Source organism: Pseudomonas sp. NFACC14, from assembly GCF_900106885.1.
In the GTDB taxonomy this organism is placed as follows: domain Bacteria; phylum Pseudomonadota; class Gammaproteobacteria; order Pseudomonadales; family Pseudomonadaceae; genus Aquipseudomonas; species Aquipseudomonas fluorescens_AA.
Genome location: NZ_FNOA01000005.1, coordinates 234,167 through 247,636, shown reverse-complemented (window position 1 = coordinate 247,636; position 13,470 = coordinate 234,167). Strand labels below are relative to the sequence as shown.

General features: G+C 62.8%; 12 protein-coding genes. 5 read left to right on the top strand and 7 right to left on the bottom strand.

The features are described 5' to 3' along the window. Nucleotides 1–257: 257 nt before the first annotated feature. Complete coding sequence (locus tag BLU85_RS11250; RefSeq protein ID WP_092205134.1) at nt 258–1,277, top strand: alpha/beta fold hydrolase; 1,020 nt, start codon at nt 258–260, stop codon at nt 1,275–1,277. Nucleotides 1,278–1,445: 168 nt separating this feature from the next. Here the strand turns inward: BLU85_RS11250 and BLU85_RS11245 are convergent, their stop codons facing one another. Further along, nucleotides 1,446–2,327: a LysR substrate-binding domain-containing protein gene (locus BLU85_RS11245; protein ID WP_092205163.1), complete on the bottom strand. Its 882-nt coding sequence runs from the start codon at nt 2,325–2,327 to the stop codon at nt 1,446–1,448. A gap of 158 nt (nt 2,328–2,485) precedes the next feature. Between BLU85_RS11245 and BLU85_RS11240 the strand changes: the two genes are divergently transcribed. After that, a complete protein-coding gene (locus BLU85_RS11240; protein ID WP_092205133.1) occupies nt 2,486–4,117 on the top strand; it encodes a 5-guanidino-2-oxopentanoate decarboxylase in 1,632 nt (543 codons plus the stop codon). Nucleotides 4,118–4,258: 141 nt separating this feature from the next. On the opposite strand, the gene BLU85_RS11235 is transcribed toward BLU85_RS11240, so the two are convergent. Further along, nucleotides 4,259–5,188, bottom strand: coding sequence for an AraC family transcriptional regulator (locus BLU85_RS11235; RefSeq protein WP_092205132.1), 930 nt, complete (start codon nt 5,186–5,188; stop codon nt 4,259–4,261). Nucleotides 5,189–5,515: 327 nt separating this feature from the next. On the opposite strand from BLU85_RS11235, the gene BLU85_RS11230 reads away from it, so the two are divergent. Beyond that, nucleotides 5,516–5,869 carry a putative quinol monooxygenase gene (locus BLU85_RS11230; protein WP_092205131.1) on the top strand — a complete coding sequence of 118 codons (354 nt, stop codon included), beginning with the start codon at nt 5,516–5,518 and terminating at the stop codon, nt 5,867–5,869. Between the two features lie 42 nt (nt 5,870–5,911). Then, entirely contained in the window at nt 5,912–6,145 is a 234-nt protein-coding gene (locus BLU85_RS11225; RefSeq protein WP_092205130.1) for a hypothetical protein, read from the top strand. A gap of 173 nt (nt 6,146–6,318) precedes the next feature. Here BLU85_RS11225 and BLU85_RS11220 read toward each other — a convergent pair whose 3' ends face one another. Both BLU85_RS11220 and BLU85_RS11215 read right to left on the bottom strand, forming a co-directional pair. After that, entirely contained in the window at nt 6,319–6,939 is a 621-nt protein-coding gene (locus BLU85_RS11220; protein ID WP_092205129.1) for a flavin reductase family protein, read from the bottom strand. A 168-nt stretch (nt 6,940–7,107) separates the two neighbouring features. After that, nucleotides 7,108–7,383: a hypothetical protein gene (locus tag BLU85_RS11215; RefSeq protein WP_092205128.1), complete on the bottom strand. Its 276-nt coding sequence runs from the start codon at nt 7,381–7,383 to the stop codon at nt 7,108–7,110. 332 nt (nt 7,384–7,715) lie between these two features. Here BLU85_RS11215 and BLU85_RS11210 point away from each other — a divergent pair, with 332 nt between their 5' ends. Continuing rightward, nucleotides 7,716–8,471, top strand: coding sequence for a COG4705 family protein (locus BLU85_RS11210; RefSeq protein ID WP_092205127.1), 756 nt, complete (start codon nt 7,716–7,718; stop codon nt 8,469–8,471). A gap of 122 nt (nt 8,472–8,593) precedes the next feature. Here BLU85_RS11210 and BLU85_RS11205 read toward each other — a convergent pair whose 3' ends face one another. From BLU85_RS11205 to BLU85_RS11195, 3 genes are all read right to left on the bottom strand, one after another. Further along, nucleotides 8,594–9,913 carry an MFS transporter gene (locus tag BLU85_RS11205; RefSeq protein WP_060740863.1) on the bottom strand — a complete coding sequence of 440 codons (1,320 nt, stop codon included), beginning with the start codon at nt 9,911–9,913 and terminating at the stop codon, nt 8,594–8,596. 354 nt (nt 9,914–10,267) lie between these two features. Then, a complete protein-coding gene (locus tag BLU85_RS11200; protein WP_092201411.1) occupies nt 10,268–11,593 on the bottom strand; it encodes a sigma-54-dependent transcriptional regulator in 1,326 nt (441 codons plus the stop codon). After that, nucleotides 11,586–13,352, bottom strand: coding sequence for a sensor histidine kinase (locus tag BLU85_RS11195; RefSeq protein WP_092201675.1), 1,767 nt, complete (start codon nt 13,350–13,352; stop codon nt 11,586–11,588). Before BLU85_RS11195 ends, BLU85_RS11200 begins: the two co-directional genes overlap by 8 nt. Nucleotides 13,353–13,470 lie beyond the last annotated feature (118 nt).

Below are 13,470 nucleotides of genomic sequence, written 5' to 3'. Positions count from 1 at the left end.
GGGGAGCTTTTTTGTGGCGAGGCAGCTTGCTCCCGCTGGGCTGCACCCTGTAGGAGCTGTCGAGTGCAACGAGGCTGCGATCTTTCCTCAGACACTTGTCAAGCGTGCAAAAAAACAGCGGATCAAGGTCAAAAGATCGCAGCCTTCGGCAGCTCCTACGCAATCTTCATCAAACTGTCACGCAACTGTGGCAGCGCGCTTGAACAAACTTCATCAGACTCGCGCTCTACTGGGGTTCTGCGTTTCGGTGTTTCTTCATGCGTGTACTTATTTTCCTGGCCGCGTTGTTTTTCGGCCTGCCGTCGATGGCGGCGTCTCGTTGCGATGTCAATGTTGCGACCCAACGGGTCGATCTGGATCAGGTCAGCCTGGCCTACCAGAGCATTGGCCGTGCCTCGGATCCTGCATTGCTGTTGGTGATGGGCCTGGGTGGGCAGTTGATCCATTGGCCGGACGAAGTGGTGGTCGCCCTGTGCGAGCAGGGTTTCCGGGTGATTCGCTACGATAACCGCGATGTCGGCCTGAGCACCTGGCGCCAGGCGCCCGGCAGCGCCAACCTGACCTTTGAAGCCCTGCGCTACAAACTCGGCTTGCCCGTGGCCGCGCCCTATACCCTCACCGACATGGCCGACGACGGGCTCGGGCTGATGGACGCGTTGCATGTGCAAAACTTCCATGTACTGGGCGCGAGCATGGGCGGGATGATCGCCCAGCACATGGCGGCCATGGCGCCTGAGCGGGTTGAAAGCCTGACCCTGATCATGACCAGTTCCAGTGCCGCCGGCTTGCCCGCGCCCAGTGAAAGACTGGTGCAACTGTTGTCCCGGCGCGGAGCTCCGAATCGCGAAATGGCCCTTGAACAGCAGGCCGATCTGCTGGCCGCGTTGGGCAGCCCGATGGTGGTGGATGACCGTCAGGCCTTGCTGCATCAGGCTGCACTGGCCTATGACCGGGCCTTCAACCCCGAAGGCGTGAAACGCCAGATCATGGCGATCATGGCCGAGCCGAGCCGGGTAGCACTGCTCAATCAACTGCGGGTGCCGACCCTGGTCGTCCACGGCACCGCCGACCCGTTGCTGCCGGTGATGCACGGCGTGCACCTGGCGGCGCACATCCAAGGCAGCCAACTGAAACTGATCCCGGGCCTGGCCCATCGCTTCCAGGACGCGTTCAAGGCGCCGTTGCTGGCGGCGGTGTTGCCGTACCTGCAGCAGCACCGCGAAGACACGTCCCATTGGGCGCAGATCGAACCGGCGCAGGCGCCGAATCTGCTCTAGCGGATGCCTGGGTTTTTTGTGGCGAGGGGATTTATCCCCGCTGGACTGCGCAGCAGGCCCAAACTATCGAACATGATCAGCCTGACACACCGAGGCGCTAGGCTTTGGGGGCGCTGCGCGACCCAACGGGGATAAATCCCCTCGCCACAAGGGTTTAGCACATGGCTTCTATCGCACCTGGGCCTGCGCCACCAACCAGTCCATCAACTCCAGCAACGGCCCCGAAACCTGGGGCTTGCGCGGGTGCACCAGGTGATAACCCAGCCCGGTCTTGACCTTCAGTTCGAACGGCACCACCAGCCGGCCGGCGCTCAGGTCGTCGCCGATCAGCGACCAGTCGCCAATCGCCACGCCCGTGCCCTGGGAGGCCATGGACATCGCCAGGTCCAGGGTTTCGAAATGCTGGCCCTTGCTGACCTGGTTCAAGTGCACACCGGCCGCCGCCAGCCAGGCGTTCCAGTCGCGCTCGTCAAGGGCCGGGTGCAACAGCAAGTGGTGCTGCAGGTCGGCGGGTTCATGCAGCGGTATCGGTCCTTCCAGGATCGGGCGGGAGCAGACGGGCGTCAGCTGTTCATCGAACAGGTGCAGGCACGCCAGCGAGGCATCCGGTGGTGGGCCATAGACCACCGCGGCGTCGAAGGCTTCGCGCTGGAAATCCACGCCGTGCCTGACCGTGGTGGTCAGTTCCACCGGCACGTCCGGTCGTTCCTTTTGCCATTGCAACAGGCGCGGCAGCAGCCAGCGCATCACACAGGTCGGGGCCTTTAGCTGTAGGGTCTGGCGCTTTTCGCCGATCTGCTGGACCGCTTCGCCGATCAGGCCGAACACCTGCTGCACCCGTGGCAGCCACGCCTGGCCCTCGGCGGTCAGGCTCAGGCCGCGTGCCTGGCGCTGGAACAACGCATAACCCAAATGGTCTTCCAGCCCGGCGATCTGCCGGCTCACCGCGCCCTGGGTGATGTGCAGCTGTTCGGCGGCCCGGGTGAAGTTGCAGCATTGGGCCGTGATCAGAAATGTGTGCAGCGCCGGTAACGGGGGGAGTCGTTTCATTTCGATCCAAGCCATGACGTGAGGACATGGCTAGTATGACTTTTTATCCATTGTTGTCGCCATGCCCCGCCCGTTCCAATAACGCCATCTCCAAGACAAAAGGGGCCCGCTCCCTAGTGCTGCGCGGCCTTTTACCCGACCAGAAAAAGGCAATGGCAATGGCGACGTGCGGAGAAGTATTGGTCAAGTTACTCGAAGGTTATGGCGTGGAGCAGGTGTTCGGCATTCCCGGCGTGCACACCGTCGAGTTGTACCGCGGGCTGGCCCGTTCCAGTATCCGCCATGTGACGCCGCGTCATGAACAGGGCGCAGGTTTCATGGCCGACGGTTACGCCCGGGTCAGCGGCAAGCCCGGCGTGTGTTTCATCATCACCGGCCCCGGCATGACCAACATCACCACCGCCATGGGCCAGGCCTACGCCGATTCGATCCCGATGCTGGTGATCTCCAGCGTGCAGTCGCGCAGCCAGTTGGGCGGCGGGCGTGGCAAGCTGCATGAACTGCCGAACCAGTCTGCATTGGTAGGCGGTGTCGCGGCGTTTTCCCACACGCTGATGTCCGCCGCCGAATTGCCCGGCGTGCTGGCCCGGGCGTTCGCGGTGTTCCAGGCCGGGCGCCCGCGGCCGGTGCACATTGAAATCCCGCTGGACGTTCTGGTCGAAGACGCCGATGCCTTGCTCGCCAGCGTGCCGGTGAACATCAGCCGCGCCGGTGCCGCACCGGGTGCGGTAAAACAAATGGCCGGCCTGCTGGCGACGGCGCGACGGCCTTTGATCCTGGCCGGTGGCGGGGCCATTGGCGCAGGGGCTGAATTGACCGAACTGGCCGAACGTCTCGGCGCGCCAGTGGCGTTGACCATCAATGCCAAAGGCCTGCTGCCTGCGCGCCATCCGTTGCTGATCGGCTCCACCCAGAGCCTGGTGGCCACCCGTGCGTTGGTGGCCGAGGCGGATGTGGTGTTGGCTATCGGTACCGAACTGGCCGAAACCGATTACGACATTACCTTTGCCGGCGGCTTCGAGATTCCCGGCGCGCTGCTGCGCATCGACATCGACCCGGACCAGACCGTGCGCAACTACCCGCCGCACCTGGCGCTGGTAGCCGACGCCGGTGTCGCCGCCCGGGCCTTGCTCGACGAATTGGGCCCGCGACCCTTGGCCGAACGCCAAGCCGATTGGGGACCGGCGCGTGCCGCCCGCTTGCGCGCGGAGCTTCAAGGCAGTTGGGACGCCGCGACCCGCGCCCAGACGGTGTTTCTCGACACGGTCTTGCAGACGCTACCGGAGGCGGTGTTCGTCGGTGACTCCACGCAACCGGTGTACACCGGCAACCTGACCTTCAACCCGGAGCAGCCGCGCCGCTGGTTCAATGCCTCCACCGGCTACGGCACCCTTGGCTATGCGTTGCCGGCGGCCATTGGCGCCTGGCTCGGCGGCAAGGACCTGGGTCACGGCCGCCCCGCGGTGGTGTGCCTGATCGGTGACGGCGGGTTGCAGTTCACCCTGCCGGAACTGGCCAGCGCCGTGGAGGCGAGCACACCGGTGATCGTGCTGCTGTGGAATAACCAGGGCTACGAAGAGATCAAGAAATACATGCTCAACCGCGGCATCGAACCGGTGGGGGTGGACATCTACACCCCGGATTTCATCGGTGTCGCCAAGGCCTTGGGCTGCTTTGCCCAAGCCATCGACGATGTGCCGTCGCTGCGTGCCGCGTTGCTGGCCGCCCGTGAGCGGCAGGGGCCGACGTTGATTGAGATTGACCAGGGTGTCTGGACATCGAAGTGTTGAGGTGTTTCTACTGGCCTCATCGCGAGCAAGCTCGCTCCCACAGGGGATCTTCATTGAACACAGATTCTCTGTTCGCAACAGACCCCGTGTGGGAGCGAGCTTGCTCGCGATGAGGCCGGCCCAGCCGACACAAAACCCAGGTCAAACGGTCATCCGCAACCGCGCCAGGTCCCGCAACGGCGGCGCGCCGAACAATCGGCTGTACTCGCGGCTGAACTGCGAAGGGCTTTCATAACCCACCCGATACCCCGCCGCCGAAGCTTCCAGCCCTTCGGCCAGCATCAGCCGGCGGGCTTCCTGCAAGCGCAGTTGCTTCTGGTATTGCAGGGGGCTCATGGCCGTCATGGCCTTGAAACGGTGATGCAGGGTCGAGACGCTGAGGTTCACTTCCCGGGCCAGGTCATCGATGCGCAGCGGCTGTTCGAAATGGCCGTTGAGCCATTTGATCGCCTGGCTGATGCGATGGCTCTGACTGTTGGCGATGGCGATTTCATACAGCCGGTAGCCCTGTGGACTGCGCAGCAGGCGATAGAGGATTTCCCGGCGCACCAGGGGCGCGAGCATGGCGATGTCTTTCGGCGTGTCCAGCAGCCGTGCCAGGCGCAGCACAGCGTCGAGCATCGGCGTATCCAGGCGTTCGACATACAGCCCGCGCCCGGCGGGGCGGGTCGGCACGCCCAAGGGGCCGGCATCGGCGATCAACGCAGTGATTTCCGCCGGGTCGATGTCCAGGCGCAGGGCCAGGATCGGCTGCTCGGGCGAAACGTCGGCGACGCAACCGCTGAGCGGCATCGAGACCGAGACCACCAGGTAATGGAGCGGATCGTAGTTGAAGAGCTCGTCCGCCAGGCTCACCTGTTTGCTGCCCTGGGCCATGATGCACAGCGCCGGTTGCGCCAGCACCGGGGCGAATTTGTGCGGCTGGCTGTGCCGCGACAGGTTCAGCGAGCCGATGGCCGTGGCGTAGGTGCCGTCTTCGCTGGTGTTGCGGTCGATGATCGATGCCAGTTCGGCGCGCTGTTGTTCCAGGTAGGTGTCCAGCGGGACGTGGGCGTGATCGAGTGGCGACATGCCGTGATCCTCAGGCGATAGAGAGCGATGAACGAAGCTTATGTTTGTGCAAGGCACAGCGGTAGCAACATCCTGTTGAAAGCTTGCCTGATCCTGCACGGCGCAATGGGCCATGACGGGTCAATGCGGGTGAAACTTGCTTGAAACCTTTTGTTTCAACTTCGCAGTCGGCAGCGGGTTCGATGGCGGCTCTTGTGCAACCGATGCGCAGGATTGTGCAACGGGTCGGCAGGAATCGACTAACGAAGCTCGCGTCGTGGCGCTTAACCTTTGATCCTGTCGCAGCCTGTCCCCGGCTGCACAATGGATTACCTGGGAGGGTTGAGCATGACTACACAGATCCCCGTCAGCCACATGGCTTTTGTCCGGGCCCGCCGTGGTTGCTCCAAGCAACTGGGTGCACGCCTGAGTACGCTGATCGCGCCCTCGCGCCAGGCGCCCGGTTGCCTGCACTTCGCCTTGCAGCAATCGCAATGCGACGCTGATTTGTGGCTGGTGTCCGGGCTCTGGGTCAATCAGCCGTCGATGGACGCCTACTTCAACTCACCGGCCATGGCGATTTTCGCCGAGCTGGTGCAGGACCTGGTGGTGAGCCGCCTGGATTTCCACACCTTCAGGGAAGTCTCCGCCGCCCAGGCGACCGAAGGGTGCCGGGCACAGGTACACAAACTGGCCGGTTGAAGGTTTAATGACCGTCATTTTCCACCGCCAGGATGCACAAACATGGCACGTAAAGCCTTTGAAACCTTTGAAGCTGTTTCCGCCGTTGTTCCCAGGGAGGGCGGTGGTTACCACGCCGCCATTGCCACCAAAGCCATCGGCGGCTCAGGTGCGCCGCGTTTCAACAAGGTGCTTGAAGACCAGAGCTTCAAGACCGCGACCGAAGCCGATGAAGCCGCTGCCGTGCAGCTCACCCATCTCCAGGGTGTCGACGACGAGGGCGGGCTGGTCTGGTAAACCCGTGTCACCTGTTGGGATGACCTACACCTGTGGCGAGGGGATTTATCCCCGCTGGGGCGCGAAGCGGCCCTAAAACAGTCCAGGCAACTCAGTGTCAGGAAGGTATTGGGGGCTGCTCCGCAGCCCAGCGGGGATAAATCCCCTCGCCACAGAGTGTGATGGGCGAGCTTCTATTTGGGGCGATGCATCTTGAACAACGCCTCAGGCCCCAGCTGGAAATAATCCGCCGGCCCACCCCCGCGCAAGATCGGCTCGGCGGCGGCGGTGTCGTACACTCCATCCTTCAACAGCCACTGGGCGATATGCACGGCGACCACTTCGCCGAGGATCAGCCAGCTTGGCACCAGCCCTTTGTCCGCCCGCTGCAATTGAATGATCTGTGTGACCTTGCATTCAAAGGACACCGGGCTTTCGGCGACGCGCGGCACCTGGATCACCCGTGACGGGGCGGCCGTCAGGCCCGCCAGTTCGAACTCATTGACCTCTGGGCCGACCATCGCGCAGCTCTGGTTCATCTGCTCGGCGAGCGGTCGGGTGGCCAGGTTCCAGGCGAACTCACCGGTCTGTTCGATGTTGTTCAGGCTGTCTTTGCGCCCGACGCTGGAGAACCCAATGATCGGTGGAATGTAATTGAAGGCGTTGAAGAAACTGTAGGGCGCCAGGTTCAAGCGGCCTTCGCCATCCTGGGACGAAATCCAGCCGATGGGGCGCGGGCCGACGATGGCGTTGAATGGATCGTGTGGCAGGCCGTGACCGTTGGCGGGTTCGTAGTAATGGATGTCATCGGGCATGGCGGGCGTTTCCTGGAAAGGCATTCATAGGCGGCCAATAGTGCAAGGCTGGGCCTTTTATTTCCAGATTGGGTGATGCAAAAAAAGATCGGAGCTTCCGCAGCGCCTACAGGACCGTGTTCAATCCGTAGGCGCTGCCGAAGGCTGCGATCTTTTGACGTTCAATCATCAACCAATTGCTTCGGCAGTGCCGGTCTTGTCGAAACCATCGGCGGCGATGGCGTCGGCGGTGCCGGTCTTGTCGAAACCATCGGCGGCGATGGCGTCGGCGGTGCCAGTCTTGTCGAAGCCGTCGGCGGCGTAATGACCGGCAGGGCTGCGTTCGATGGCTGCGCTGGCGTTGGCACCGAAGGAGGCGGCACCGGTCTTGTCGAAACCGTCAGCGGCGAAGGTGTTGGCGGCCAACACGGACAGGGTCAGGGCGAGGATCAGTTGGGTTTTCATGGTGGTCACTCCGGATTCGTGGGCGATGTGTGTCTTGCATGGGTTGAATGCTACGCCAACTAAGTTGATTAAAAAGCGCAAAATAATGCTAAAAACAATCGATTAACTAGATATTAAGGGCGGCGTATTCAATCGCTTCCATCGTCGGAGCGAACGTCGCGCAGGTCATCGATTCAGTGAACCCAGGGTGTGGCAAGTGCATTAACGGGCGATTAATCCCAGTTCAATGACAGATTTTTCATAGATTACGGACCTGCTTTTCACCGCCGCGATGTCAACTTGCCCCCACGGCTGGACCCCAAGAGTCAGCTGCCACACTCCGGAGCCCTGCGATGAATAAACTGCCTCAAATCACCTTGGCCTTCTGGGTCATGAAAATCTGCGCGACGACCCTTGGCGAAACCGCGGGAGATCTGCTGTCGATGACCCTCGATGTCGGTTACGCGATCAGTTCGCTCATGTTGATCAGTGTGTTTGTCCTGACCCTGATCACGCAGTTGATGGCCAAGACTTACAAGCCAGTGCTGTACTGGATCGTGATCCTGTCCACCAGCACTGCGGGCACCACGATGTCAGATTTCATGGATCGCACCCTGGAGTTGGGTTACGCCACCGGGTCGATGATCCTGATTGCGATTCTGCTGGCGATCTTCGCCGCCTGGCGCCTGAGTGGTGATTCGCTCAATGTCACCAAGGTGCAGACCTTTCGCGGCGAGATGTTCTATTGGATGGCGATTCTGTTTTCCAACACGTTGGGCACTGCCCTCGGCGATTACCTGGCCGACGATTCGGGCTTGGGCTTCGCTGGCGGCGCACTGTTGATCAGCTCGACCATTGCCGTGGTCGTGGCGCTCAAGTACTTCACCCGTATTTCGTCGGTGGCGTTGTTCTGGATCGCGTTCGTGCTGACCCGTCCCCTGGGGGCGACCCTGGGCGACTTGATGACCAAGCCTCATGAAAAAGGCGGCCTTGATTTCGGCACCATCGGTTCATCGGCGGTGTTGGCGGGGATATTGATCGTGATGATCGCTGGCGCGACCTATGCGCAGAAGCGTTATGGCAAGCAGGGCACTGCTGAGTTGACTTGAGACCGAGTTGTCTCCAATCGCGAGCAAGCTCGCTCCCACAGGGATTTACGCTAATCCTGTGGGCGCGAGCTTGCTCGCGATGGGGCCATCACCGTCACCGTTGCGGTGGCGGTTGAACCCTGTCAGTCGGTCACGATCCGCGAATGCTTGCGGGTGTCTTTCATGGTGATGTACACCAGCAGCGACACGGCGATGCAGGCCGTCACGTACCAGTAGTAGCCGGTTTCCATGCCGATGCTCTTGAACCACAGGGCGATGTATTCAGCGGTGCCGCCGAAGATCGACACGGTCAGTGCGTAGGGCAGGCCGACGCCCAGGGCGCGGATTTCGGTGGGGAACAGCTCGGCCTTCACCACGGCGTTGATCGAGGTGTAGCCGCTGACGATGATCAGCGCGGCCATGATCAGGAAGAACGCACCCCACCAGGTCTGGATGGTGTGCAGGGTGGTGAGGATCGGCACGGTGAACAGGGTGCCAAGGATACCGAAGGCGATCAGGATCGGCCGGCGACCGATCTTGTCCGACAGCCCGCCGATCACCGGTTGCAGGCACATGAACAGGAACAGTGTGGCGGCGGAAATGGTGGTGGAATCGGAGATGCTCATGCCGACGGTGTTCACCAGGTATTTCTGCATGTAGGTGGTGTAGGTGTAGAACGCCAGGGTGCCGCCCATGGTCAGGCCGACCACGGTCATCAGTTCCTTGGGGTGGCGCAGCAAGGTGCGCATCGCGCTTTCCTTGGACTTCTCTTTCTTGGTGAACGACTCGGTTTCTTCCATGCCGCGCCGCAGGTACAGCGCCACGACCGCACACAGTGCGCCGATGGCGAACGGGATGCGCCAGCCCCAGGCGTACAACTGTTCGGTGGTGAGGAACTGTTGCAGCACGATCAATACACCCAAGGCGATGAGCTGGCCGGAAATCAGGGTCACGTACTGGAAGCTGGAGAAGAAGCCGCGACGTTCCTTGGTCGCCATCTCGCTCAGGTAGGTTGCCGAGGTGCCGTACTCGCCACCCACCGACAGGCCTTGGAGCAGGCGAGCGAACACCAGCAGGATCGGCGCGCCGACGCCGATGGTTTCGTAGCTCGGGCTCAAGGCGATGATCAGCGAGCCGAAGCACATCAGGTACACCGAGGCCATCAATGCACGTTTGCGCCCGGCGCGGTCAGCGTACAGGCCCATCAACCAGCCGCCGATCGGGCGCATCAGGAAGCCCACGGCGAAGATCGCGGCGGTGTTGAGCAATTGGGCGGTGGTGTCGCCCTTGGGGAAGAAGACTTTGGCGAAGTACAACGAGAACGCGGCGTAGACGTACCAGTCATACCACTCGACCATGTTGCCGACCGAGCCGCTGAAGATCGATTTGATCCGGCTGGCGGTGGTTCTTTCACGGGCGGGCACGGCAGCCGACCCAATGGGCAGGGCGTTGGAGTTATCCATTGAAGGATCCTTCATTTAATTGTTTTTGTGGAGCGCGCGGGAACGCAGCCTGACAGGGCTATAGCAGGAGCTGTGCCAGGCGCTGGAGGGCCGGTCTAGAGGGGTTTGCGGTGTCGAGTGAGCGGAAATCCGCTTGTTTTCGATTGGTGGTGAGCGGAAATCCGCTTGTTTTCGATTGGTGGTGAGCGGAAATCCGCTTGTTTTCGATTGGTGGTGAGCGGAAATCCGCTTATTCGGGGGTGTTGGCTCTGACCTCATCGCGAGCAAGCTCGCTCCCACATTTTTGTCTGTGTACGCATAACCCTGTGGGAGCGAGCTTGCTCGCGATGGCGCCAGTGCAGGCGCCACAGAAACCTACAAAAACATCTCCCGGCTCAACCCATGCCGCTGCATCTTTTCATTGAAGGTGCGGCGTGGCAGTTGCAATTCTTCGAGCACGGCTTTCACATCACCTTTGTGCCGAGTCAGGGCGGCGCGCAGGCATTGGGCTTCGAAGGCTTCCTGCTGGGCCGCGAGGGACTGGCCCGGCTCCGTCTCCAGGGCGGGCAGTTGATCCAGCCCCAACACCTGGCGTTCGGCGACGTTGGCCAGTTCCCGCACATTGCCCGGCCAGTCGTGGCTGAGCAGATGGCTCAACTGCGGGCCGCTCAGGGGCGCGGCGGGGCGGCCCAGGCGTTCGGCGGCGTTGTGGGTGAAGTGTTCGAACAGCAGGGGAATGTCCTCGCGCCGTTCTCGCAGCGGCGGCAGGCGTAGCTCGGCGATGTTCAAGCGATAGGCCAGGTCTTCGCGAAAACGCCCGGCCCGGGCTTCGTCCAGCAGGTCGGGCTTGGTGGCGGCGATGATGCGCAGGTCCACGGCGATGCTCTGGTTGGAGCCCAGGCGTTCGAGCTTCTGTTCCTGCAATACCCGCAGCAGCTTGACCTGCTGGGCCAGGGGCATGCTTTCGATTTCATCGAGAAACAGCGTGCCGCCGTCGGCATATTCAAGCTTGCCGATGCGTTTGCCCTGGGCGCCGGTGAAGGCGCCGCTTTCGTGACCGAACAACTCCGCCTCGAACAGCGCTTCGGGAATGGCCGCGCAGTTCAACGCGACAAAGGGTTTGTTCGCCCTCGGGCCGAAATCGTGCAGGCAGCGAGCGACCAACTCCTTGCCGCTGCCGGTTTCGCCGCGGATCAATACGTTGACCGGCAGTGCCGCCAGGTCCAGCACTTGGCGCCGCAGGTTTTGCAGCGCACGGGAAACCCCCAGCAGCGTGCCATCGAGGCGGGCGCGGGCGTCGGCCTGCTCATGCAGGCGGCGGTTTTCCAGGACCAGGGTGCGCTTGTCCAGGGCCCGGCGCAGGCTGCCGAGCAGGGCTTCGGGGCTGAAGGGTTTTTCCAGGAAATCGTAGGCACCGTCGCGCATGGCCTCCACGGCCATGGGCACGTCACCGTGGCCGGTCAACAGAATCACCGGCAGGTCCGGGTCGCGGCGACGTACTTCGGCCAGTAGCTCCAGGCCGCTGAGGCCGGGCATGCGCACGTCGCTGAGGATCACCCCGGGAAAATGTTCCGGCAACCGGGCCAGGCATTCGTCGGCGCGACTGAACAGCTGCACCTGGAACCCCGACAGGCTCAACCATTGCTCGACGGCATTGCGGATGCTGCTTTCGTCATCCACGACCATGACTGAATCAAGCATGCAGTTGCGCCTCCTGATCGATGGGCAAGGTCACGCAGAATACCGCGCCGTTCTCGTGGTTGTCCGCGCTCAGACGCCCGCCGGACTCATGGATGATTGCAAACGAAACCGCCAGCCCCAGGCCCAGGCCGTCGCCCACGGGCTTGGTGGTGAAAAACGGATCGAACACCTGGGCCAGGTGTTCCTCGGCGATGCCGGTGCCGCTGTCGCTGACGGTCAGGCGCCACAATTGATCATCGGCCTCCAGGCGCACTTCCAGGCGCTTGAGAGGTTGGCCGGCCATGGCGTCGAGCGCGTTGCGCAACAGGTTGATCAACACCTGCTCGAGGCGGATCGCATCGCCGCGCACCCACGCTGGACGGGTCAAGTGCAACAGGGTGCTGACCTGCTCGTCCCGCAGGCGCGTGTCCAGCAGTTGCAGCGCCTGGTCCACCACTGCCGCCAGGTCCAGGCGTTCGCGCAGGCCACTGGGGCTTTTGCGGGCGAACGTCTTCAAGTGGCCGGTGAGGGCGGCCATGCGGGTCAGCATGTCGTCCACCGGCTTGAGGGCCTTGTAGGCGTCATCGACCCGACCGTGATCCAGCAGCAAGCGCAGGGTTGCCAATTGCATGCGCTGGGCGGTCAAGGGCTGGTTGATTTCATGGGCCAGGGCCGCCGACATCTGCCCCAGCGCCGCCAGCTTGGCCGATTGCACCAGCCCGTCCTGGGCGGTGCGCAGGTCCCGGGTCCGCTCCTCCACCAGCCGTTCCAGCTCTTCGCGGCTGCGCTGGCGCAACTTTGCCAGGCGCCAGCGCTGGTTGAGAAACAGCAACAGGAACACCAGCGCCAGCCACAACCCGGCGGCGGCAAGCCCGGCGTTGCGCAGGTCCTCGAAGGCGATCTGCGGACGGCGCAGCAAGTGCAGGGTCCAGCCTTCGGCGCTCAACGGCAAGGATTCCCACAGGTAATCCTCCGAGCCACCGGGGGCCTCGACCCGGGCCAGGCGGCTGTTGTCGTCGAAGCGGCGCAGCGGTTCATGGGCCAGGGCTTGCAACGGTTGTTTGTCGTATTGGCGGGTGGCCTTGAGTTCGGCGCGGTCGCTGTCGGTCAGCGGCTGCAAGTGGCGATAACGCCAGCCCGGGCGATTGGCGATGAAGATGATGCCCCGGGCATCGCTGACCAGCAGGGTGTCGCTGCCCTGGCGCCATTCGCGCTCCAGCTCCGGAAACTCCAGCTTCACCACCATCGCGCCAAGGAACTCGCCGTTGTCGCCGGTCACGGCGCTGGAGAGAAAGTACCCCGGGATGCCGCTGGTCACGCCCACCGCATAAAACCGCCCGGTGCCCTGGGTGCGGGTCTGGATGAAGTAGGGGCGAAAGCCATAGTTGTGCCCGACATAGCTGCTGGGCAGGCGCCAGTTACTGGCCGCGACGGCCAGGCCGCTGTGGTCGAGCAGTTCCAGTGTGGATGACTGGGCGGCGCCATTGATCTGTTCGAGCTTGCGATTCAACGCATCCTGCTGCGCCGCGCTGACCGGCCCCTTGAGGGCCGAGCGCAACTCCGGATCCAGCGCCAGCACGGCGGGCAGGGCGCGGTAGCGTTCGATCAGGGTGTGCAACGAATTGGCGTACAGCGCCAACTGCTGGCTGGCACGGCTGGCATCTTCCTTCAAGGCCTCGCGTTCGGCGTGGCGCACGGCGAGGGTGGCGGCAACCGCCGCGCCGGCGAGGATCAGCAAGGTGTACAACGACAGGCGCAAGGTACGGGTGGTCGGCAGCATGCTGGCGTAAACCAGTGGAAAGTCGGGCGGGCACGATAGCATGGCGGTTGCTCTGTGGGAGCGAGCAAGCTCGCTCCCACAGGGATAGGCGGTGAATTGAGGTGTGGTGTTCACCTGG